The organism is Sungkyunkwania multivorans, from assembly GCF_042675645.1.
Taxonomy (GTDB): Bacteria; Bacteroidota; Bacteroidia; order Flavobacteriales; family Flavobacteriaceae; genus Sungkyunkwania; species Sungkyunkwania multivorans.
In genome coordinates, this window is record NZ_JBHTJH010000004.1 from 243392 (window position 1) to 265765 (window position 22374).

Consider the following 22374-nt stretch of genomic DNA (forward strand, 5'->3'; position numbering starts at 1 on the left):
GCACTACTCCATGCCAAACTTCTCAATCTTTTTAAAGGGGGTTAGTTCCACTTTTTTCATTTGGTCTTGGTACACGCTCCATTCTTTACTGAAAAACTCATTGGTTTTGACCAACGCTTCCTTTAAGGCATTTTGAGCCTGTGTCATCAAACGTGTTTCTGTCGTGGTCAGACCAGTTTTCCTTGAGCTTACATAAGCACTGGCAGTACCTATACGCTGAACGACATTCGGTTCTGGGCTGCGAATGATGCCCTGTCGCTTATCTTCCTTGCCAAGATAGATGGCAATGAGCTCATCTATCTTTTTAGTGATATCTTTTGAGGCCTTTATTTCCCCTTTGTATTTTTCCTTGTCCCCTTTCTGTTCTTTTTTGAGTTTGGACTGGAAGTCCTTGGCGATATTCTTGCTCTCTACCAATTGCTTTGTGGCATCAGCAGCTGTTTGCATCATTTTTTCCAATCGCTTGCCCGCTGTATATACCTCATTGATGTTCTTTTGAGATACCTCAAGTCTGGGGTCACTTTCTACTTTGATACTCGATTCTGAAACTTGATCACCAAAGAGCATCTTTAATTTATAGGTGCCTGGTTTCACAGCAACACCACCGCGTTCTCTCTTTGTTTTTGGGATGGTTCGAGAAGGCCGATCGGGGCCAGCCTCATCTAACCCCCAGTACATCCTATGGAAGCCATTCTTCTTTGGAACTTTGCGCTTTAATGTTCTTATGAGTTTGTTACCGTTAAAAATTTCCAAATTAATGGAATCCCATTTTACTTCTTTGGTTTCAGTACTATCCTCCTCCGTCTCTTTTTCGTCATCCTTTTCGGCCTCCTCCAGCTCTGGCTTGTTTAGGTAATAGGTGAGCATGGCACCACGGTCCTTGTTGGTGCCCTGGTACATGGCATCTGCCCCAAATCGGCTGCCAGTTGGTTGTTGATAAGCTGCCAGATATGCTGTTGGAGCATCAAACAGATGGATTTTTTTAGCGAGTAAGCTTTTGTTTTGCGCAAGTGCTCGGAGTGGACGGATATCATCCAATACCCAAGCGGCTCTTCCAAAAGTGCCGATCACCAGATCGTGCTCCCTTGGCTGTATCACCAGATCTTTGGTTGAGACCGTAGGAAAACCTTCGGTCCATTTTTGCCATTTGTTCCCAGCATCGAGCGAAACGTAAAGTCCATCATCCGTACCTAAGAAAAGTAAATTCGAGTTGATGGGGTCTTCCACGATAGACAGTGTATAGCTTTGAACATCATTTTGGTCGACTATCCGTTCCCAGGTCTTTCCATAATTCTTGGTACGAAAGGCGTAAGGCGTATAGTTGTAGCGACGATAATCATTGGCGATCAGTAAGGCTTCACCCTTATTTTTGTTTGAAGCTTTTATCTGGGGAATCCAAGTTCCAGCGGGCAAACCTTTAATATTTTTAGTGACATCGGTCCACGAAGCACCGCCGTTGGTCGTATAGTGAACTTTTCCGTCATCTGTACTTACCCATAGCATATCTTTTTCTATAGGAGATGGCTCAATCACTAGAATTGTGCAATAATTCTCAGCACCCGTTGCGTCGAGTGTAAGTCCACCACTCTCATGTTGTTTTTGCTTCTCTTTATCGTTAGTTGTAAGATCTGGAGAAATAATATCCCAAGTAAGACCTTTGTCTGTAGAACGATGTACGAACTGGCTTCCAAAATAAAGCGTGCTATGGTCGAAAGGGTCAATGTTGATCGCGGCATTCCAGTTGAATCGAAGTCGTGTGTCTGGGTCTGGATGCGTGGGACGCACTATATAGTTGTCACCTGTTTTCCAATCGTATCTCAACACAAAACCCTGCTGGCTCATGCTCCATCCATACTGACCATTGCTAGGATCTGGAACGACATCAAAACCATCTCCAAAAGAGATCTCTTGCCAGTAGCTATTTCGAATACCTTGATCTTTCCATACATAGGCTGGCCCTCTCCAAGACCCATTATCTTGCATGCCTCCGTACACATTATACGGAAATTCATCATCAACTGCGATATGATAGAACTGTGCAACGGGGATATTTCCGATGAAGCGCCATGTCTTTCCTCCGTCTTTAGAGATATTCAAACCGCCATCATTACCATCGATCATGAATTGTCCATTTTCGGGGTGGATCCACCAGGAATGATGGTCTGGATGTACCCCATTATCCACGCCGTAGGAGCCCATAAGTTGGTTAAAATTCTTTCCGCCGTCTTCGGAGACATTCACAAAGGTGAAGATAGAGAATATCCTATTTTCATTTTCAGGATCTACATAGATCTCCGAATAATAAAAAGGGCGATTGCCAATACCTGGTTTATCACTGACCTTTGACCATTTGAACCCGCCATCGGTACTTTTGTAAAGGGCATTCTTTTTAGCTTCAACCAGCGCATACACCACATTTGGTTTGTTGCGTGCGATGGCAATACCTATTCGGCCCAGCTCACCCTTTGGCAAACCATCCTCATCGTTTAGTTTTTTCCAATTTTCGCCACCATCATGTGTCATATACAGACCGCTGCCATCACCGCCAGATTTAAAAAACCATGGGTCGCGTTTGTGCTCCCACATAGCTACGAATAGTTTATTGGGGTTTGTAGGATCCATCACCATGTCAGCGACGCCAGTTCTATCGTTATTGAATAGTATCTTTTTCCAAGTTTTTCCTCCATCGTTCGTTTTATAGACCCCCCTTTCTTTATGTGCTCCCCAAGGCGAACCTATGGCGCCTACATAAATGGTATTTGGGTCGTTGGGATGGATAATGATGCGATGAATATGTCTTGTCTCGCGCAATCCCATCGACTGCCAGTTCTTTCCACCGTCTAACGAACGATAGATGCCGTAGCCTCCATTTAGAGAATTTCGGGGATTTCCTTCTCCAGTTCCTACCCAGATCACAGATGGATTGGACTGCTGAATAGCCACCGCACCTATCGAAGCTGTCACTTCCTTATCAAAGACCGGTTCCCATTTGATTCCGCCAGAGGTGGATTTCCAGAGGCCTCCTGAAGCCGTTCCTACATACATGACATCTGGGTCATTATGCACAACATCGATTGCTGTTACGCGGCCACTCATACCTCCCGGACCAATGTTTCGAGGTTTCATGTCTTGAACGAGGTCCATATTGAAATCTTGCCCGAAGAGGAATGGAGAGATGAAGAGTAGGGGGAGTAGTAATTTTTTCATACTGTTATAATATTCTAATCGCATTAATTGTCCTTATTGGTCAAAAGAATATCTTACCGCAAAGATTCTCTTTCAAAAAAGAAAATTGCGGTAGTCTTTATCGCAGATAAGCAAAAGGATTTCTAATCATGAAATTAACAAATGACTATAAAGATTTAAAAATACGGAAAAGAATGATGAAAACTCTAAAAAAGGATGTTAATGATCTTATACACGAATATCTTCGCTTCCATCCTCATAAATGGCGAATCTTCCCTTTTCTTTTGGATGAATTGGATCGTGCCTGTCCCATGGCCAACCACCAAATTCGGTAGCGCGATATTCTGCGATCGCCTCATTCATTTCTTGTTGAGAATTAGCAACGAACGGGCCCTGCTGCACGACAGCTTCGCCGATAGGTCTCCCCTGTAGCAGCATCAAATGGGATTCATGTTCGCCATTTTCCATGCTAAATTCTTCTGCCGCGTGCAAGTGCAGCCCATGCATTTTTGGGATTTCATATCCTTCGGCGTAGACGTGGCCTCCTTCATAAAAATAGAGGCTTCTATTTACGTTTGAAGTATTCTTTGGAAGTGTAAATGTAGTTTTCGGAGCTAACTTTATGAGCCAAATATTCACGTCGTTTTTGGTATCCGCTGCCCATGAATTCGGGGTAGGAGCGGGACCGCTGACATTGACATAGGTTCCAGCAATGACCTTTATGGAAATACCATCTTCTTCAACGATCGGAATATCTTCATTCCAAAGCATCTTATAATGAGCGGGGACTTTCTTGTCCTTGGCTGGTAGATTCAGCCAAATTTGAAAGAGCAATAATTCATTCGCTTCTTCACTATTTAACAATGGAAACATCTCACTATGTTGGACGCCCTTGCCTGCGGTCATCCATTGTACATCGCCTTTGCCAAAACGGCCGTGAGCACCCAAAGAATCAAAATGATCGGCAACTCCTTTTTCAACAATAGTTACCGTCTCAAAGCCACGATGTGGATGATGCGGAAAGCCAGGGACGGTGGTACCGTGATACATGTTCCAGCCGTCTTTATTGGCAAAATCCATCCCGATATTGCGTCCAGTAATTGAGTCCTTTGGTCCAAGGTCTTCATTTCCTGCAGGAAAGTGGTCATGATGATAGGCACAAAACAGAAAAGGGTCTTGGGTCTGCCATTGATTGCCGAGTTGAATGATCTTTTTGATAGCGGTCATATACTTTGGTTTCAACTTTTATAAGCCATAATGAACCTAAATTTTTATGTTAGAAAATAGTGATTTCAATAGGGCATATTTATTAAATAATCAATTAAATATATTCGATTAATTCCATTAAGTCATCGGATTCTAAAAGTTCCATTTTAAAGAACGAGGAAAATCTTATTCTATAACCACTTGGACTTTATGTTTCCCTCACAAAGTCGTATGATCTCCTCAATTCTATTTTGCCTCGTAGCTTCACGCTTGGCTTGATGCAACCAAGAAAGGTAACTTTTGCGATAGCCACGGGCGAAGTTCTGATAATTTTCATAAGCACGCAGGTTTTCGTCGAATGCTTTTTGGAGATCCTTTGGAATAATGCCATTCTCCACATCGTCCATTTCTGACCAGGACCCGTCTTTTTTGGCACGTCGAATAGCATCTAAGCCGCTTTGGTGAATAAGCTCTTTTTCTTTTAACTCTTTAACATGATCTTTGTTTACCTTGCTCCAAGGACTTTTAGGGTTGCGAGGACAAAAATACTGTCTTCGTTTTGGACCTCCCATGTTCTTCACCGTAGAATCTATCCATCCAAAGCAAAGTGCGGTCCTTACAGCCTCTTCCCAACGCATTGTTGGAATACCAGCCTCCAGTTTGTAAAAAATCAGATATACGCCCTGCGGATATTGATCGTGATTGTTCAATAACCAATCGTACCATTCCGTGTCATTCTGAAAGTATAATTCTGGTCTTTCGTCCATCAGATCAATAGATATATGATAGAAACAAAGATAAGTCCTGTCACGGAAAGTACGGTTGTAGTGGTCGTCCAATAGCGGAAGGTTTGCCTTTCGTTGATGCCCAAATATTGCGAGATCAACCAAAAACCACTATCATTTACATGTGAGGCGATCGTTGCTCCCGAAGCGATAGAAATGACCAGACAGGCCAATTCCATCTGACTAAGATCTGTTCCAGCAATGAGTGGAGCGACCAAGCCGGCACCAGTGATCATGGCTACCGTTGCCGATCCTTGGATGACCCGTATCAAGGCCGCAGCTAAAAAAGCAAATAATAACAATGGAAATCCGATGTCGGCGAGGGATTTTGCGATCATTTCTCCACCGCCAGTATCTACTAACACTTGTTTAAAAACACCTCCAGCGCCCGTTAAAAGAATGATGGTCCCCGCTGGGGCGAATGATTTGGTGCTGATGTCCAATAGTTTTGCTCTGGTGAATCCTCTTTTAATTCCTAAAAGATACCAGGCTAGGAGATTGGCGATGATCAGTGCGGAGAACGGATGTCCCACCAATAAAACGATATTTGCAATATTTGTCGGAAGTTGAATGATCTCTGTCGAAACGAAACTACTTAGAAGAATTAGTAAAATGGGAATCCCGATCAAGCTGAAGGTCAACCCGATGCTAGGTAAATGTTGTTGTTCTTCAGCAATCATGATGTCTGGAGCGGCGATATACTCCTTTTTGGTAATGCGTTTAGCATACACGAGCCCAGTGATCAGTGCCGTTGGTATTCCAACCATTGCCCCGATGAATATCACATAACCAAGTTGAACGCCAATGATCTCGGCTACCGCGATCGGGCCGGGTGTTGGAGGAATGAAAACATGCGTGGTGGCCAATCCTACTAGCAAGGGTATGGCGAATACCAAAAGTGATCTTTTGGTGGTCCTTTGTAGTGAATAGATCATTGGAACAACAATGATGAATGCCACATCGAAGAAAACGGGAATGGACATTACAAAACCTGCGATGACCATGGCGAGTGGCGCACGTTCTGTCCCTAATCTTCGCACCAAAAAATTAGCAATGGCCTTGGCTCCTCCCGAATGTTCTAAGATGGCACCAAAGATGGCGCCGAGACCGACAACCGTAGCGACGAAGCCCAATATGCCGCCCATACCATTCTGAACGGTCTCCATCATTTTTGCAGGACTTAGGCCCGAAAATAGCCCTACAAAAATACTTGCGATCAAAAGGGCTAGAAACGCGGATAACTTTATTCGAATGATCAAAAAAAGCAGTAGCAAGATTCCGAGTAGAATTCCTGCGAGTAGTTGATAGTCTATCATAATGGGTCGTTTTTCCAGTTGGTATGAAAAGAGCCTTCCTTATCAACGCGTTGATAGGTGTGAGCACCAAAATGATCGCGTTGCGCTTGGATCAAATTAGCAGGGGAATCTGATGTTGAAATACCATTGAGATAGGTAAGCGCTTCGGTAAAACAGGGAAGCGAGATATCATTGTCGATCGCCACTCTTACGATCGATCTTAGTGATGCTTTGGTATTTCTAACAAGCGCTACGGTATCAGTTTCAAAAAGTAAGGGTAGTTCTGACTTCATCGACCTACTTAGGGTTTTCATCAACCTAGAGCGAATAATGCAGCCGTTCGTCCAGATACGCGCAATGTCGTTAAGGTTTAAGTTCCATTTAAAGTTTGAAGAGGCAGCTTTTAACAGTTCGAAACCTTGATGGTGATTGATCACACGGGCTAGTTGATATGCATTCTTTAGGTCTTCAATGCTGAAATTAGGCACAGTTGATTCGCCTCCTAAGAGCAAGGCTCCCTTTTGACGTTCTTCTTTAAATGCAGAAACATATCTTGCAAAGAGCGCACTGGCTATCATCGTACTTGGCGTGCCCAACGCTGCTGAGGAAACCGTCGTCCAATTGCCTGTACCTTTATTCGCAGCCTTATCCAAGATCTTATCGATCAACCAATCATCACCTTCCTTTTTCTTCAGAATATCAATTGAAGTTTCTAACAAAAAGCTATTTAATTCGCCCTTATTCCAAGCTATAAATACCTTTGCTATCTCATCTGGGTTCTTATGTTGAAGTTTTAAGAGGTGATAGGCTTCTGCCAGCAATTGCATTTCGGCATATTCGATACCGTTATGGACCATTTTCACATAATGTCCGCTTCCTTCAGGACCGAGATAGGAACAGCATGGCGTTCCATCCGCGTCTTTTGCCGCGATCGTTTCGAGATATTTACCGACTTCTTTGTAGGCTTCCATAGCTCCTCCGGGCATGATCGAAGGGCCCTTCAGCGCGCCTTCTTCACCTCCCGATATACCAACTCCCATAAAATGAACGCTCGATTCCTTTAATTGGACCATACGTCTATAGGTATCCTTATAATGCGAATTGCCACCATCGATGATGACATCACCTGCGTCCAACATGGGTTGTAACTCTCTGATCACCTTGTCCACAGCTTCACCGGCATTGACCATGAGCATGATCTTTCTAGGGGTGGCGATCGAATGGATAAAGTTTGAAATATCATCAAAGGCCTTAGCGTCAGATAGCTCCTGATAAGAGGATTTGAAGTCGATGGCAATCTTTTCTTCCAACTGGGTAACATGACGGTTGTACATGGAGATCTTAAAACCGTTTTGCGCAAGATTTCTACAAAGGCTTTTCCCCATCACACCCAAACCGATCACACCAAATTCGGAGGGGTTGAAAAGGATATCATAAATATTGTGTACGATCTCTTCTGGAGAAAATTCTACGGAAAGTGTGATAGCATCATTCGGCTTTTCGAGGGTCTCGAACTGTGATCTCAAAAGATCCGTTGGCATAAAATGGTCTGTTCGTTTGACCATTCTTTCTTTTATAAGTTCAAAACTACCTTCTAAATGAACAAAATATATCCGCTGTAACCTTTTTTTAAGTTGAATCCGATACTTCTCCTTTAAGGCAGAGCATGCAATGATGGCACCTTTACGTTCCTGTTCCTTGTTGGCTAGATCATTTAATGCCTGCAACCAAGAAGAACGATCCTTATCGGTCAACGGATTTCCTGATGCCATTTTTTGTTTGTTCGCTTCAGGATGAAAGTCATCGCCATCAAAAAAGGGAAGATTGGTGCGACCGGACAGCAGCTTTCCCACCGTGGTCTTACCAACTCCTGAAACGCCCATTATGATAATGATTGAACCTTTGTTATTCGCCACTTTTCGAAATTAGCTATAAATTCTGATGATCTCTCCTTTTCCCTTTCCTTCGATACTTCTAAGATAGCCATTTACAACCTTATCCATGGGAATCGGATGATGTCCTGGGAAATAATCGCGATATTTTTCCACGGCATCGACCACCAGACCTGAGGCAACGACGTTGATGCGATGTCCGTTGGCAAGTTCTAAGGCGGCTGCTTTTACAAAACTATGAATACCTCCATTGACCATGGCGGCACTTGTGGTCATATCAACGGGGTCGTCTGCGAGGATACCTGTTGTGAGTGTAAAGGATCCACCATCGGATAAATAGGCACTTCCGATGCGAACCAGATTTACTTGTCCCATGAGCTTGCTTTTTATTCCAATGTAGAAATCTTCTTCGGTCATTTCGTTAAAGGGAGCCCATTTGGCTTCGCCAGCAATACATACGATGGCATCAACAGTTCCTGTTTTTTCGAACATCTCTTTGATGGCCGTCGTATTTGCAATGTCAACTAGAATATCACCTTTTGTTCTTCCTGCGATGACGAGATCGTGTTTTCTGGAAAGGTGTTGTGTTACTCTTTTGCCAATAGTTCCATGTCCTCCAATGATCAAAATTTTCATATGCGAGCAATTAATTTAGCAGAAATAAGAGTGGGATATGTACGCGAGCGCGCCAGCTTTTCTCGCTATGGTCCGCACCTTCAAACTTTTTAGTGACCCAGTTCTCTCCTTCAATATATCCGGCATCGCGCATCAGCAGGTCCACTTTTTTTTGATGAGGTTCGTAAAGCGAATCCAAGGTTTTGGTTCCGTAATCGAAATAGATCCTATGATTGTTGGGCGAGGGGAGGCTCTCGGGAAGCGTATTCATATAGGCACCACCGATCATCGGTACAGGCCAGTGCGTAGAAACGCATCCTGCGGCGCCAAATTCATTTGGGTATTCACAAATGGCATACAGCGAGATAAGACCGCCCATGGAAGACCCCATGATGGAGTTGTCCTCCACTTTTTTGGAGACGTTATAGTTCCTTTCGATATAGGGTTTTAATTCTTTTACCAAAAACTTCAGGTAATCATCCGAAAGTAAGCTGTCTACACCAAAATTTTGTTTTAAAGAGGTTTTGGCCTCATCTGATGCAGTGATAAAGGCGGGTGCCTTTGGCATATATTCCGGAAAGCGTTTTTGCCCATTATTCCATGAGGCAACAACTATGGTAGGTTCGATTTTCTTCAAGGCCATTAGGCTGTCAATGGCTTCATCAACACCCCAATCTATCTTTGTATAGGATGTTTCAGGATTAAAGACATTTTGTCCATCATGCATGTAAAGGACCTTATATTGCTTTTTAGCGGTTGGGTCATATCCTTTTGGGAGAAAGATCTCTACATTTCGTGGGTCTACAAAGTTCGACTCAAAGTTTTCAAGAAGGATTATGGTAGATTCACTGGAAGAAGACGACGGCTGTCCTTGGCAGCTGAAGAGAACAAATGACAGTGAAAATAAGATGACAAAGTACTTCATTGGTAATGGATTTGCTATTTGATATCGGTCCAGATTCGTTGTATGATCTTCCAATCTCCATTGGTATCTTTACTATAGATTGAAGTCGCGGTACTTTTGGAGCTCTTGGTTATTTGATGATCTCCTTTTGTATAGGTAAAGGAAAGATCTCCACTTTCTAGCGTATATGCCAGTTTTTTACTTACATGTATCGATAAGATCTCCAGATCATATTTTGTGACCTTTGTGGTTGAACTATCTCTTGGGAACCAAAAAGCTGTCATCGCGTCTTTACCATTGATCGGTACGCTACCGCTTGGAATGATCACTGCGTTCTCGTCAAAACAATCGAGCACCTTTTCTTTATTGCCTTCCAGCCAGCCATTTACATAATTATCGCTTACAGCTCTTATTTTTTTGAGGTCGGATGTATTTTCGGTTTCGGGGGTTTTCTCACAAGATATAAAAGTGAGAAAGGCAAGAAGTAATGCCAATCTTTTCATAGAATTAAGTTTGTCTATTGATGTTATACATTTCCATCACTATCCAGCGGCAGGTATGGGTTAAAGGCAATTTCCCAAAGATGGCCATTCGGGTCTGCGATATAGCTGCTATAACCTCCCCAGAAGACTTTCTGAGGTCTTTTAACGATGTTAGCGCCTTTTGCTTCAAGCGTATCGATCAGGTCGTCAACTTCTTCTTCGCTACGGGTATTGTATGCGAGGCTAAACCCCTTAAATCCGCTTCCCTCTGCACTAACTTCCGCATCTTCTGCCAATTTATCTCTAGGATAAAGCGACAAGAGGATTCCGTTGAGTTGAAAGAAGGTGATATTTTCATTGCTCGAATCTAACTTTTTCCATCCGAACACCTTTTCATAGAAAGTATTTGATACTTGAAGGTCATTTACTCCAAGTGCTATGATCGTGAGTCGTTGTTCCATAGCTAGTTTCTCCATATTTCGTTGGGAAATACCACAACACTTTCATGGCCGTTCTCGCCAACTGCTGCAACGCCAAAATAGAAATTGTCAATAACGATTCCCTCTAAAGTGAACTCTGAGACATCTCCAACGTAACGACTGTGGTCCCAGGTGGGTGAGGTGGTATCACGCCAGTAGACCTTGTAGCCTGTTGCTCCTTTCACCTTGTCCCATTTCAGTTTGGCCGAAGGTTCCACGATACCGCCGATAGCCACTTTCTCGGGTGAAGGTGGTGCCCAAGCCAAACTCGCCATATTTATAACGTTCACCGAGGTCAATTTTTTGGCATACTCAAAATTCACATGTTCAAAGGTGTCGCCGTAGTCAATTCCATTTTCGGTACGAATATCCTGATGCTGCTGAGTGTAATTCTCATGGGCTTCCATAATCCTAATTCCAGGATAACCAGCGTCATTAAAAGGACGGTGATGCCCACCTCGACCAAAACGGTCCAAGCGGTAGACCATCATCGGATTCATTTCGGGCATATAGGTTTTGGTAGTTTTATGAACGTAGCGGGCCAATTGACGAGAGATGCCATCTACCTCGCCTCCAAAGAAGCGACGCGCTCGGCGCTGTCGTTCTGTTTCGTTCGGAGGTACGGGTTCGGAGAAGATCCGGAAGGTGCGATTGTCGATCACGCCGTCCACACCAGTGATATTTCCTATCATGTCGTTGTTAAGGACGCCGATGATGTCCCAGCCTTTTTCCTTCGCATATCGGGCCAATCCCTGCCCACCAAAAAGTCCCTGTTCTTCGCCCGAAAGTCCGACGTAGATAATACTATTGTCGAATTGATATTTGGAAAGTACTCGTGCTGCTTCAATGGCACCGGCCATCCCACTTGCGTTATCATTGGCGCCAGGAGAATCGCTGGTATAATCCGTGGGATCCGAAACTCGAGAGTCGATGTCTCCGCTCATAATGATATAGCGATTTGGGAATTTTGTACCCCTTTGAATGGCCACTACATTTACCACTTCGACATCTTTTACAATACGCTGATTGGTACCTTTTTTTACAAGGTCCTTTTGATAGAAAACCTCTAGACAGTTCTTACAATCTTTAGAGATCTTATCAAATTCTGATTTTATCCAACGCCTGGCGGCACCTATTCCACGAGTTTTGGAGACAGTGTCACTTAAGGTATGCCTTGTGCCGAAATCGGCTAATCTCTTTATATCATTTTTGATCCTCTCGGAAGAAACCGCATCGATAATATCGTAGATACGAGCATCGGTCTGTGCAAAAATAAAAGCGGAGAAAAGCAACAGGAGGGAGGTGGTTATTATTCGCATGGTTAATTTTTCCCCCTAAAATACGTCGATTTTCACAAATAGTATATCCGAACCTTATTAAGAACTTCTTTTTGCAATGCTCACCAGTCCAAAAATAGGTCCGATGGCCAAGGGAAGAAAAAGATAGGTGATGGATTGCTCAGAAAAATCCTCACTGAATGTAGATAAAAGTTGAATGCTGACGATGGTGACAGCAAATCCGATACAATTGGTGAGGGTCAATGCTGTACCAGTCAATTTAGAAGGTGCCGCTTGCGCGACCAAGGTAGAGAATTGTGGGGAATCCGCGATTACGGCCATGCCCCAGAGGATATAGAAAGTTAAGAATACTCCGGTAGGTAACTTAAATAGAACGGGAGATAATAAGCAACAGCATCCAGAAATGAGGAGTGATGTCATGGCTACTTTCCGGCTTCCAAACTTTAAAGAGAGTTTCCCACCGATGATACAAGATATGCTGCCAATACCGATGATCAAAAACGACCAAAGAGGGATGTTGATGTTGGCATCGGTAAGGCGATTATGTAGGGCCAGAGCGAGTGGAACAAATGCCCAAAAGGCATAGAGTTCCCACATATGGCCAAAATATCCGAAAGCAGCTCTTCTGAATGATGATACACCGAAAATTTCCCAAAAGGCATTTAATTTCAATCTTGATGCGGGCTTTCTGTAAGGACCGTCGGGTACTAGAAACCATAACATCACACCTCCTAAAGAAGCCAGTATTGAAATGCTGACAACTACAAGTCGATAGTCATTACCAATATCGAACCATTTTAGTAAATGAGGAAAAGCAGTTCCTAATACCAAGGCACCAACTAAATAGCCCAATGCTTTGCCAAGGCCTGTGTTAAAATAATCCGCAGCGATTTTCATCCCAACAGGATAGATGCCAGCAAGAAAGAAGCCGGTACCAAATCGCGCCAGTAATAAAGGAGTTAATGATATAGATTTTGATAATAGATAGATATTGCACGATGCAGCTAGCAATGCACTCACCAAAAAAACCCGAGAAGGGGAGAATCTGTCTGCGATCATCAAGAAAGCAAAGCTCAAGGTTCCGACAATAAACCCAAGTTGAACCGATGAAAGTATATAAGGTATGAGCTTTGATCCTAGGTCGATGCTTTGTACAAGATCATCGGCGACCGCATTTCCAGCAAACCATAAGGAAGTACAGGCAAATTGTGATAGGATAATAATCGGAAGGATATGTTTCTTTGGTCTCAAAAGAAGAGGCTATTCTTTTTCGGCTACGACGACCGCAAGCTTCTTGCCTTTTGGGCTTAATGCTATTCGGGTGGCTTCCCCTAACCCAAAATCTTTCAGATCGGCAAATTTGACCCAACCTTTTTGATCTTTGGATTTGGGGTCAAACTTGAAGAGTTCCGTTCCTTTGGTCATTAAGATCACGCCTTTTGATGTCCAGCACATATCTTCACTGCCTTCCAAGGTATGGATAATGAAATTCGTCTGGCCATTCTTAGGGTTCAGAGAACGAATCTCCCAATGATCCTTTTCTTTAGAAATATAACTAATCAAGTCTGTTCCGGGTATTACATGCAATGACCGACCAATATTTTTTGCAACAGGAGTATTCGTTTTTTTACGTAGTTTGGAAACCATTAAGCTCGAACCTTCATCCTCCAAGGCAAAAGAAACGATCGTATTGCGGTTGGCCCAAACATAATAGCCAACTTTAATACCTTTGATCAATTCCCATGGCTCTACATGGATGCGCTTACGTTTGTATTCAAAAAGTCCTTGGGCGCCATCCTTCTCCAATTTAACCGCAGTCAACGTATGATCGGATGGTGTGAGTTGCGGAGAATATTCATTTGCTTTTGTATCTGTAAGCCAGAAATGACGCTCATTGAAGAAATTATAGGTTCTTACATCGGTTTGCCCGTCGCGTGTTGCCGTAAAATAGATCATGCGGTCATCCGGAAAAAAGGGTTGGTTGTCATATTTCCCTGGATTGTTAGAAATATTGACAGGTTCACTCAATTGAAACTTTCTATCGAAATCGAACAGATAAACTTCAGTTGCTGTTTGCGCAACGCAAAACATACTGCATAGTAGGAGGGGTAGGGTAACGTTTAGTCGTAACATGGCAAATAAATTTGAACTAAAATAATGAAAAAGAAATAATCAAAGTACGTGCCATTCTGGGTCGAGCCCCTGTAGGATGTAAGTCATGACATAAGATACGACTTCAACTCATTATAGTTATTGATGCTAATGCTCACCTTTTCTTTATGCATGATCTCTTGAATTTGACGAGGGATGTCAACAGTCATTTTTAAGGTATTCTCAACGACCTCTAGAAATTTGACAGGATGTGCTGTTTCTAAGAAAACCCCCATGACCTCGGGATGGTCTTTCGCGTATTCTTTTAGGCCCAAATATCCGACAGCGCCGTGGGGGTCAGCGATGTAATGACTATTCTTGTAGATGTTCTTCAGGGTCTTTTTTGTTTCTTTATCGTTAAAGCTCCAACTGCTGAAAATGGTCTTCAATTTGGTCTGATCATTATTCACTAGGCGTTGAATACGTACAAAATTGCTAGGATCCCCAACATCCATGGCATTGGAGATCGTTGCCTTTGAAGGTTTTGGTTCGTAAAGGCCGCTTTCCATGTATTGCGGTACGGTATCATTGACATTGGTCGCTGCAATAAAGTGTTTGATAGGGAGCCCTAACTTATGCGCCATCATCCCGGCACAGATGTTTCCGAAATTCCCACTTGGCACAGAGAAAACAACATCTTTTGCTTTTCCTTGAAGCTTCAATTGTTTGTAGGCAATGAAGAAATAGAACATTTGAGGAAGCCATCTAGCTACATTGATCGAATTCGCCGAAGTAAGATTTTTCACCTTTTTTAGTTCATCATCCAAAAAAGCCGTCTTTACCATATCCTGGCAGTCATCGAAAACACCATCTACCTCCAATGCCGTAATATTCTGCCCGAGCGTCGTCAATTGCTTTTCCTGAATATCGCTTACCTTCCCGCTTGGATATAGGATCACCACATCAACTCCGGTCACACCCAAAAATCCACTTGCCACCGCACCTCCCGTGTCTCCAGAGGTAGCTACCAAAACAGTGACATGCTCGTTTTTTTTCTCTTGATTGAAATACCCGAGGCAACGGGCCATAAAACGGGCCCCTACATCCTTAAAGGCCATCGTAGGGCCATGAAAAAGCTCCAATGAATGAACATGCTCCTCAACTTTGACCAGTGGGAAATCGAAACAAAGCGTTTCTCGGATGATCTCTTTTAATTTTTCTGAGGGGATGGTGTCGCCCACAAACTGTTTGATGGCTTCGAAGGCGATTTCCTCGTTACTATAGTTTTCGATATTTTGAATGAACACTTCAGATAGCGGTGTAACGTTTTCTGGAAAATACAGGCCTCTATCTGGCGCAAGTCCTTTGATCACCGCATCTTTGAAATTTACTTTTGGAGCGTTATTGTTTAAACTGTAATAGATCATTTTTTAAAGTTCTAAAATTGGTTGGTCGATCACTTTGACACCTTCTGCATTGATTCCAGCAACGTGGATGTCATAATCGATACCGACGTTTTCATAAATGGATTGCATCGCTTTGGCAACCTTATTGGCATTTTCTTTTCCTTTGCTCAAGGCAAAGATAGAAGGCCCCGAGCCAGAGATTCCGCTACCGAGTGCTCCGGCCTCGATCGCTGCTTGTTTTACCTTGTCAAATCCAGGAATTAGAATGGCCCGAAGCGGCTCTACAATGACATCTTTCAACGAGCGACTTATTAGATCATAATCTTCGGTGTAAAGTCCGCTGATAAGTCCGCCGACATTTCCCCATTGGGTGATCGCATCTTTTAGGGTAACCGTTGGTTTTAAAACTGCTCGGCTATCCGCAGTCTTCACTTCGATCTGCGGATGAATGACCGTGGCAACTAATTCTTTAGGCGTATGAATGCTTATTATATCCAGCGGATCATAACATCGAACCAACGTAAAACCACCAAAGATAGCTGGCGCCACATTATCTGCATGTGCATTGCCACTTGCCAATTGTTCCCCTTGCATCGCAAATTTCACAAGTTCGGTCTGATCGTAAGGATTGCCCAAAAGTCTATTGATCGCAAAAACGGCACCGGCAGCACTTGCTGCACTGCTACCGATACCACTTCCGGGTTTGATATTTTTTTTAATTTCTATTTCAAAGCCAAAATCCAATTCTCTGTCCAAATTTGTAAGAAGCGCCAAAGCGGCAACGCCGGCCACATTTTTTTCCACTTCTAAGGGCAGGTCTTGGCCAATGATCTTGGTGATCCTCACTCCTTTGGAAGTCACTTTGCGAATGGTCATTTCGTCTCCAACGCCGTCCAGGCAGAGTCCAAGGACGTCGAAGCCGCAAGAAATGTTGGCGATGGTGGCCGGAGCGAATATTTTTAATTGTTCTCCCATATTAGACTTTTCCTACTCTGATAACATCTGCAAAAATTCCTGATGCGGTCACCTCGGCTCCCGCACCTGCTCCTTTGACGATCAATGGTTGTTCGGGATAGCGGTCTGTATAGAAGAGCACGATATTGTCGCTTCCTTCCAAGTTATAAAAATCGTGCCCTTCAGGAATGTGTTGCAGCCCTACTTTTGCCCTTCCATCTTCGAATTGTGCCACATATTTTAATCGGCAGTTCTTTGCTGCGGCTTCGGCATATAAGGTGTTGAATTCATTCTCGTGCTTCTTCAAGCTTGCGAAGAAGTCTTCGTTCGTACTTGTGTCAAGACTTTCTTTTGGTAAGAAGGATTCGTTCTCAATGTCTTTGAGGTCGATGGTATTTTTGCTTTCGCGTGCCAGGATCAGAATCTTTCTAGCGACATCCACGCCACTTAGATCGATCTTTGGGTCAGGCTCTGTATATCCTTCTTCCTGTGCTTGTTTTACCACATCGTGAAAGGAAACACCTTCTTTGAAATTGTTGAACACAAAATTGAGACTTCCAGAAAGTACGGCTTGTATCTTACGCACATTATCACCAGAGGCGATTAGATTCTTAAGCGTATCGATGATCGGTAAACCGGCTCCCACATTGGTTTCAAATAAAAATGGTGCGTTGTATTTCCTAGAGAGGTCCTTTAGTTCTTGATACTTATCAAAATCTGAAGAACATGCGATCTTGTTACATGTTACCACAGCTATGCTATTCTTCAAGTAATCGGCGTATTTATCTGAAACTGCCTCGTTGGCGGTGTTATCTACAAAAATACTGTTCCGTAGGTTGAGCTCTCGTACCTTGTCTAGGAAACCATCTAAACTTGCCTTTTCACCTTTTGCCAATATTTCATGCCAATTTTCCAGGTCGACCCCATCTTCAGCAAAGACCATGGTACGCGAATTGGAGAGGGCGACGACTCTAAGGTTCAGGCGTAGTTTTTCTTTAAGATAGTCCTGTTGCTGTCTTATTTGATTGAGAAACTTTTCTCCGACATTCCCGACGCCGGTCACAAATAGATTCAGTTGTCTTACGTTGTCTTCAAAGAAACTTTCATGCAGCGTGTTGAGCGCTTTCTTTACATCCCTTTTGTCGATGACGGCAGAGATGTTCTTCTCTGAGGCTCCTTGAGCTATCGCACGGATATTCACATTGTTTTTACCAAGGCTACTAAACATTTTCCCACTTAGGCCTTGATGACTTTTCATATTGTCGCCCACCAGTGCGATGATCGCTTGTCCTTTTTCGAGGATGGCAGGTTCTACCTTTCCCAATGAGATCTCATAGGCAAAGACTTCATCGATAGCTTTTTTGGCGGTTTCGGCCTCGGCTTCTGCGATCGCAAGACAGATCGAATGCTCCGAGGATGCTTGGGTGATCAATATGATATTGATTCCCTCTTGGAACAATACCTCAAAAAGACGTTTCGAAAAACCTGGGATGCCTACCATACTGGCACCTTCTAAAGTTACAAGGGCAATCTTTTCGATATGGCTAATTCCTTTGACCGGTTTCGCTTTGCCATTGGTGTTTTTGGTGATATAGGTTCCAGGATGCTCCGGCTCGAAAGTATTCTTTACCCATATAGGAATTTCTTTGGAGAGCACCGGTTGGATGGTAGGAGGGTAGATCACCTTTGCTCCAAAATGGGAAAGTTCCATCGCTTCTTGATACGAAATGTGCTCGATGGGGAAGGCCTGCTTTACCAATTTCGGGTTTGCCGTGAACATGCCGCTGACGTCAGTCCATATTTCTAGATCATCCACGTCTAGGGCCGCAGCGATGATAGCGGCAGTATAATCAGATCCTCCTCGACCTAAGGTGGTTGTTTCGCCGCTTTCTGTGGACGCTACAAAACCTGGAAGAATGACCACCCGATTGGTGTTCTTTTCAAAAAAGGCCTTGCAATTGGCGTTTGTTGCCTTAAAGTCTACAGTCGCCTTACCATAACCATGACTTGTCTTTATAAGCTCTCGACTATCTTTTCTAATCGTATCTATTCCCTTTTGTTTGGCGGCTTCGGCAATGATAAAGGATGAAAGTAGTTCTCCATAGCTGGCCACAATATCGGCGGTTCTTGGCGAAAGTTCTCCCAACAGATAGGCCCCTTGAAAGAGTGTTTCTAATTGGTTAAGTTCACTCTTCACCTTGCTCAAAGTAGCACTTTGTTCAGTAATGGGAATCAACGCTTTTACGGCATCTAAATGTCTTTTCTCAATTTCCTCAAAAGATTCTTTATAGGTAAGATCTTTATTGGCTGCTACGGCTGCTGTATGGAGCAGTAGGTCCGTTATGCCCCCAAATGCAGAGACGACCACCGCGACCTTTTGCGCCTTATGGTTTACAATGTTAAGGACCCTTTCTATATTCTCTGGATTGGCAACTGATGTTCCGCCAAATTTTAAAACTTGCATGTGCTATGAATGCTGATGGTTGTTGTTTGTTTTACGTGCTGAATTGCAATTCGTTAAATTACGAAATAAGGATGGACGATATGAATATATTATACCCCAATCGGGGTAATGGTAATGATAATAGTGCCCATGGCGTTGGTGCCTCGGAAGATCGAGTTACCAATGGTGGTTATGGTACTGGTGTTTTTCATGAGTGTTTCACTATATCAACTGTTCAAATGTATTACTTTTACCAAGCACTGCAAACCTCGTAGTGTATTTTTAAGGATTTAACATTTTTATTATTAGTTTTTTAGGGAATGAAGATTTTTACTGCTGAACAGCTATATGAGGCTGATAAAATCACAATAAAGAAAAATAAGATAGCTTCTTCCGACTTGATGGAGCATGCTGCGACGCAAGTCTTTACTTGGATACATAGTAGAATGCAAGGAGCGCCTGTACCAATTCATGTCTTTTGTGGAATTGGGAATAATGGTGGGGACGGATTGGTGCTTGGACGTCATCTTTTACAGCACGGATACAAGGTTCAGGTCTATGTTGTGAACTTTAGTGATCAACGCTCCGAAGATTTTTTGCTGAATTATAATCGATTGAAGGATGCGGAATGCTGGCCAACACTGATCAAAGGAGAAGGAGAATTCCCAAAAATCACAAAGGATGACATTGTGGTCGATGCTATTTTTGGCCTAGGATTGAATCGGGCTCCCGAGGGTTGGGTCAAAGCTCTGATGCAACACGTCAATGATGCCAGGGCCTACACCATTGCCGTTGATGTACCTTCGGGCTTATATGCCAATTCGGCGCCAGATGATATGGAGGCCGTGGTGCATGCAAATATGGTACTTACGTTTCAGGCGCCAAAATTATCGTTCTTTTTACCAGAAACAGGAAAATTTTTACAATCTTGGGAGGTTTTAGATATCGGACTGGATCCCGAATATCTAAACGCCACCGATGTTACAATGCAATTGATCGGGAAGCAGGAAGTACTTCCGATGTACGTACCAAGACAAAAGTATTCACATAAGGGCAATTATGGCCATAGTTTGATCATCGGAGGGAGTTTTGGTAAAATAGGTGCGGTAAGTTTAGCTGGTAAAGCATGTCTTACTACTGGAGCGGGTTTGGTCACCGCATATATTCCAGAATGCGGCTATGAAATTTTACAGATCGCTGTTCCTGAAGTGATGGTGACCTCTGATCCGGGAAAAAGGCAAATAGCCGATATCAAGTTCGATATGGCACCTACGGTCATTGGGGTTGGTCCTGGCATGGGTACGGATGACCAAACAAGGAATGCCTTCGCAGAATTCATAAGAACAAATGAATGCCCTCTGGTGATCGACGCAGACGGATTGAACATCCTAGCGGCCGAAAAGGAGTTATTGGAATCCCTTCCTGCTAAAACAGTTCTAACTCCGCATCCAGGTGAGTTAGAACGGTTGATAGGTGCGTGGACCGATGATTTTGACAAATTGGAAAAAACAAAAGCCTTCGCTAAAAAATATGACCTTGTGATCGTGGTCAAGGGTGCACACAGCGTTACCGTCTGCGACCAGAAGTTGTATATAAATACTACCGGTAATCCCGGAATGGCCACTGGTGGCAGCGGAGACGTGTTGTTGGGAATGATCACTGGTCTGATATCTCAAGGGTATGACCCTCTGCAGGCCGCCGTATTTGGAGTGTATCTTCACGGAAGAGCTGCAGACATCGCAGTGAATGACACAAGCTATCAAGGGCTATTGGCATCTGATATCATCGATTATATCGGAGATGCTTTCATAGATCTTTTTAAAAGGCCGGAACCACCTGTTCACGAAGAAGAGGGAAAACACGAATAATAAAAAATAGCCTAGGATTAAAACCCTAGGCTATGAATAGTATATTTCTTGTTCTAATAGGACGATATAGACCGATCAAATGTTCAATTCTTCAAAAAGCGCTTTTAGTTCTGGGTCCGACGGTCTAGGGGCATCCGCAGTTACGATCTTCCCTTCGGTATCGATCAAAATAAATCTAGGGATCCCTTCGATCGCATAGTCTTTAACAAATTTAGATGACCAATCGTTGTCTGCCATCAGTTGAATTCCTCCAAGCTCTTTATCATCGACCATTTTTCTCCATGCTTCATAATCTTTCTTTCGATCGATCGAGATACTTACAAATTCGATATTCTTATCATGGTATTCAGTTTCCACCTTTTTTAGTGACGGTATTTCTCTTAGACAAGGGCCACACCAGGTCGCCCAGACGTCGATATAGACATACTTTCCCTTGAGGTCTGCCAGGCTGGTCGTTCCTCTCTCGTAATTTTCGAAATCAAAGGTTGGGGAAGAGGCGCCTTTGGCGAGCGTTTTTAATTTATCATATTTCTCTTTATAAGATTTTAAATATTCAGGATTCGTAACATTTTCGGTGAAGGTTGCATACATGGCATCCAAATTTTCATTTGGATTGAGAAAGGCGAAGGCCATTTCGTTCAAATATTCTTGTTTGATATATCCTTTAGGGATGGACGCAGTTAATTCTAAAAAGGCCTTGTCGTAATTACCCTCATATTTTTCAGACAGTTTTACAAGCCTATTGGAAAAATGACTTTTCACAAGGTCTCTGTAGTTTGAAAATGTTTTATAGGTTTCTTCGTCTTGGTAATTGAAGCCATCGAGGTCACTCAAGAAATTCTCGGGCAAATTCACCTCTTCGACTCTCGCATAGTAACGATGAAAACTTTTGTAATTATTCAGGTGCAATAAATAATCATACTCGATACTTTTTTGCTCAGTAGCCTCGAACGAATCGCTTAGCGATGTATCCTTAGACAATAGGTCCAAGAACGTATTTTTTATCTCCTTCGCTTTATCTTTAAATGCGTCTGCGCTCAACGAATAGAATTCTTGGTCACCTCCTTTGAGCATTTCTCCTTTTAAGTACTTTTGTGCCAAAAAATTATTCTCTTCCGCACCCAATCCCGTATAAACGATAGATTCGTCAAACTCCTGTACATCGATATTGAGGTCGATATCACTTCCTTTAGTGAGATATAGCTTAGAGGATTCCCTTCCTATTCGAAAATTGTAGTAGCCATCGTTTTCTATCTTCAGGGTGTCAGAAAAAGTTCCGTCTTCGTTGATCGCAATGGATTGTTCAAAATCATTCCCTCGAATTTCAACCTCTTTTGCTTTGTTATTCAAGACGTTTCCCTCGAAAAGGGCATAATCCACATCGGCCTCTTCTTTACATGCGAAAAATGCAACGATCAATCCTAGCAAATATGCTTTTTTCATTATTTTGTTTTTATCGATTAAGGGTAA

General features: G+C 43.1%; 18 protein-coding genes. 2 read left to right on the top strand and 16 right to left on the bottom strand.

Features of this window, described 5'->3' with window-relative positions:
• Positions 1–3 precede the first annotated feature (3 nt).
• The 15 genes from ACFQ1M_RS04105 to thrA all read right to left on the bottom strand — a co-directional run bounded on the left by ACFQ1M_RS04105 (position 4) and on the right by thrA (position 19057).
• On the bottom strand, positions 4–3207 hold the full coding sequence (locus ACFQ1M_RS04105) for a VPS10 domain-containing protein (RefSeq protein ID WP_386404282.1): 3204 nt from the start codon (positions 3205–3207) through the stop codon (positions 4–6).
• A 207-nt stretch (positions 3208–3414) separates the two neighbouring features.
• Positions 3415–4413 (bottom strand): pirin family protein, encoded by a 999-nt coding sequence (locus tag ACFQ1M_RS04110; RefSeq protein WP_386404285.1) that lies wholly within the window; start codon positions 4411–4413, stop codon positions 3415–3417.
• A gap of 170 nt (positions 4414–4583) precedes the next feature.
• Complete coding sequence (locus ACFQ1M_RS04115; RefSeq protein WP_386404288.1) at positions 4584–5159, bottom strand: YdeI/OmpD-associated family protein; 576 nt, start codon at positions 5157–5159, stop codon at positions 4584–4586.
• On the bottom strand, positions 5159–6493 hold the full coding sequence (locus tag ACFQ1M_RS04120; RefSeq protein ID WP_386404291.1) for a GntP family permease: 1335 nt from the start codon (positions 6491–6493) through the stop codon (positions 5159–5161). Before ACFQ1M_RS04120 ends, ACFQ1M_RS04115 begins: the two co-directional genes overlap by 1 nt.
• Positions 6490–8355: an NADP-dependent phosphogluconate dehydrogenase gene (gene gndA, locus ACFQ1M_RS04125; protein ID WP_386404294.1), complete on the bottom strand. Its 1866-nt coding sequence runs from the start codon at positions 8353–8355 to the stop codon at positions 6490–6492. The genes ACFQ1M_RS04120 and gndA overlap by 4 nt, the downstream gene beginning before the upstream one ends.
• A gap of 42 nt (positions 8356–8397) precedes the next feature.
• Positions 8398–9000 (bottom strand): short chain dehydrogenase, encoded by a 603-nt coding sequence (locus tag ACFQ1M_RS04130; protein WP_386404297.1) that lies wholly within the window; start codon positions 8998–9000, stop codon positions 8398–8400.
• A gap of 10 nt (positions 9001–9010) precedes the next feature.
• On the bottom strand, positions 9011–9904 hold the full coding sequence (locus ACFQ1M_RS04135) for an alpha/beta hydrolase (RefSeq protein ID WP_386404300.1): 894 nt from the start codon (positions 9902–9904) through the stop codon (positions 9011–9013).
• A gap of 14 nt (positions 9905–9918) precedes the next feature.
• Positions 9919–10386, bottom strand: a complete 468-nt coding sequence (locus ACFQ1M_RS04140) for a YybH family protein (protein ID WP_386404303.1) — start codon at positions 10384–10386, stop codon at positions 9919–9921.
• Between the two features lie 23 nt (positions 10387–10409).
• Positions 10410–10841, bottom strand: a complete 432-nt coding sequence (locus tag ACFQ1M_RS04145; RefSeq protein WP_386404305.1) for a VOC family protein — start codon at positions 10839–10841, stop codon at positions 10410–10412.
• Positions 10829–12163: a M28 family peptidase gene (locus ACFQ1M_RS04150; protein WP_386404308.1), complete on the bottom strand. Its 1335-nt coding sequence runs from the start codon at positions 12161–12163 to the stop codon at positions 10829–10831. The genes ACFQ1M_RS04145 and ACFQ1M_RS04150 overlap by 13 nt, the downstream gene beginning before the upstream one ends.
• 57 nt (positions 12164–12220) lie before the next feature.
• Positions 12221–13393: an MFS transporter gene (locus tag ACFQ1M_RS04155; protein WP_386404311.1), complete on the bottom strand. Its 1173-nt coding sequence runs from the start codon at positions 13391–13393 to the stop codon at positions 12221–12223.
• Positions 13394–13402: 9 nt separating this feature from the next.
• The gene (locus ACFQ1M_RS04160) at positions 13403–14275 is read right to left on the bottom strand and encodes a TolB family protein (RefSeq protein ID WP_386404314.1); all 873 of its coding nucleotides are present in this window, start codon (positions 14273–14275) and stop codon (positions 13403–13405) included.
• An 83-nt stretch (positions 14276–14358) separates the two neighbouring features.
• Positions 14359–15660, bottom strand: a complete 1302-nt coding sequence (gene thrC, locus ACFQ1M_RS04165) for a threonine synthase (protein WP_386404317.1) — start codon at positions 15658–15660, stop codon at positions 14359–14361.
• Positions 15661–15663: 3 nt separating this feature from the next.
• Positions 15664–16614 (bottom strand): homoserine kinase, encoded by a 951-nt coding sequence (locus ACFQ1M_RS04170; protein WP_386404320.1) that lies wholly within the window; start codon positions 16612–16614, stop codon positions 15664–15666.
• 1 nt (position 16615) lies between these two features.
• Entirely contained in the window at positions 16616–19057 is a 2442-nt protein-coding gene (gene thrA / locus ACFQ1M_RS04175) for a bifunctional aspartate kinase/homoserine dehydrogenase I (protein WP_386404323.1), read from the bottom strand.
• A gap of 80 nt (positions 19058–19137) precedes the next feature.
• Between thrA and ACFQ1M_RS04180 the strand changes: the two genes are divergently transcribed.
• Together ACFQ1M_RS04180 and ACFQ1M_RS04185 are read left to right on the top strand one after the other, a co-directional pair.
• Complete coding sequence (locus ACFQ1M_RS04180; protein ID WP_386404326.1) at positions 19138–19311, top strand: hypothetical protein; 174 nt, start codon at positions 19138–19140, stop codon at positions 19309–19311.
• A gap of 45 nt (positions 19312–19356) precedes the next feature.
• Positions 19357–20904, top strand: coding sequence for an NAD(P)H-hydrate dehydratase (locus ACFQ1M_RS04185; RefSeq protein WP_386404329.1), 1548 nt, complete (start codon positions 19357–19359; stop codon positions 20902–20904).
• Positions 20905–20979: 75 nt separating this feature from the next.
• Here the strand turns inward: ACFQ1M_RS04185 and ACFQ1M_RS04190 are convergent, their stop codons facing one another.
• Positions 20980–22347: a TlpA family protein disulfide reductase gene (locus ACFQ1M_RS04190; RefSeq protein ID WP_386404332.1), complete on the bottom strand. Its 1368-nt coding sequence runs from the start codon at positions 22345–22347 to the stop codon at positions 20980–20982.
• Between the last annotated feature and the right edge of the window lie 27 nt (positions 22348–22374).

Excerpts from the sequence above, each read along its gene's own strand:
- ACFQ1M_RS04170 (WP_386404320.1), bottom strand. The coding sequence starts at position 16,614 with ATGGGAGAACAATTAAAAATATTCGCTCCGGCCACCATCGCCAACATT.
- ACFQ1M_RS04160 (WP_386404314.1), bottom strand. The coding sequence starts at position 14,275 with ATGTTACGACTAAACGTTACCCTACCCCTCCTACTATGCAGTATGTTT.
- ACFQ1M_RS04130 (WP_386404297.1), bottom strand. The coding sequence starts at position 9,000 with ATGAAAATTTTGATCATTGGAGGACATGGAACTATTGGCAAAAGAGTA.
- ACFQ1M_RS04115 (WP_386404288.1), bottom strand. The coding sequence starts at position 5,159 with ATGGACGAAAGACCAGAATTATACTTTCAGAATGACACGGAATGGTAC.
- thrA (WP_386404323.1), bottom strand. The coding sequence starts at position 19,057 with ATGCAAGTTTTAAAATTTGGCGGAACATCAGTTGCCAATCCAGAGAAT.
- gndA (WP_386404294.1), bottom strand. The coding sequence starts at position 8,355 with ATGGGCGTTTCAGGAGTTGGTAAGACCACGGTGGGAAAGCTGCTGTCC.
- ACFQ1M_RS04140 (WP_386404303.1), bottom strand. The coding sequence starts at position 10,386 with ATGAAAAGATTGGCATTACTTCTTGCCTTTCTCACTTTTATATCTTGT.
- ACFQ1M_RS04135 (WP_386404300.1), bottom strand. The coding sequence starts at position 9,904 with ATGAAGTACTTTGTCATCTTATTTTCACTGTCATTTGTTCTCTTCAGC.
- thrC (WP_386404317.1), bottom strand. The coding sequence starts at position 15,660 with ATGATCTATTACAGTTTAAACAATAACGCTCCAAAAGTAAATTTCAAA.
- ACFQ1M_RS04185 (WP_386404329.1), top strand. The coding sequence starts at position 19,357 with ATGAAGATTTTTACTGCTGAACAGCTATATGAGGCTGATAAAATCACA.
- ACFQ1M_RS04110 (WP_386404285.1), bottom strand. The coding sequence starts at position 4,413 with ATGACCGCTATCAAAAAGATCATTCAACTCGGCAATCAATGGCAGACC.
- ACFQ1M_RS04120 (WP_386404291.1), bottom strand. The coding sequence starts at position 6,493 with ATGATAGACTATCAACTACTCGCAGGAATTCTACTCGGAATCTTGCTA.
- ACFQ1M_RS04105 (WP_386404282.1), bottom strand. The coding sequence starts at position 3,207 with ATGAAAAAATTACTACTCCCCCTACTCTTCATCTCTCCATTCCTCTTC.
- ACFQ1M_RS04180 (WP_386404326.1), top strand. The coding sequence starts at position 19,138 with ATGAATATATTATACCCCAATCGGGGTAATGGTAATGATAATAGTGCC.
- ACFQ1M_RS04145 (WP_386404305.1), bottom strand. The coding sequence starts at position 10,841 with ATGGAGAAACTAGCTATGGAACAACGACTCACGATCATAGCACTTGGA.
- ACFQ1M_RS04190 (WP_386404332.1), bottom strand. The coding sequence starts at position 22,347 with ATGAAAAAAGCATATTTGCTAGGATTGATCGTTGCATTTTTCGCATGT.
- ACFQ1M_RS04150 (WP_386404308.1), bottom strand. The coding sequence starts at position 12,163 with ATGCGAATAATAACCACCTCCCTCCTGTTGCTTTTCTCCGCTTTTATT.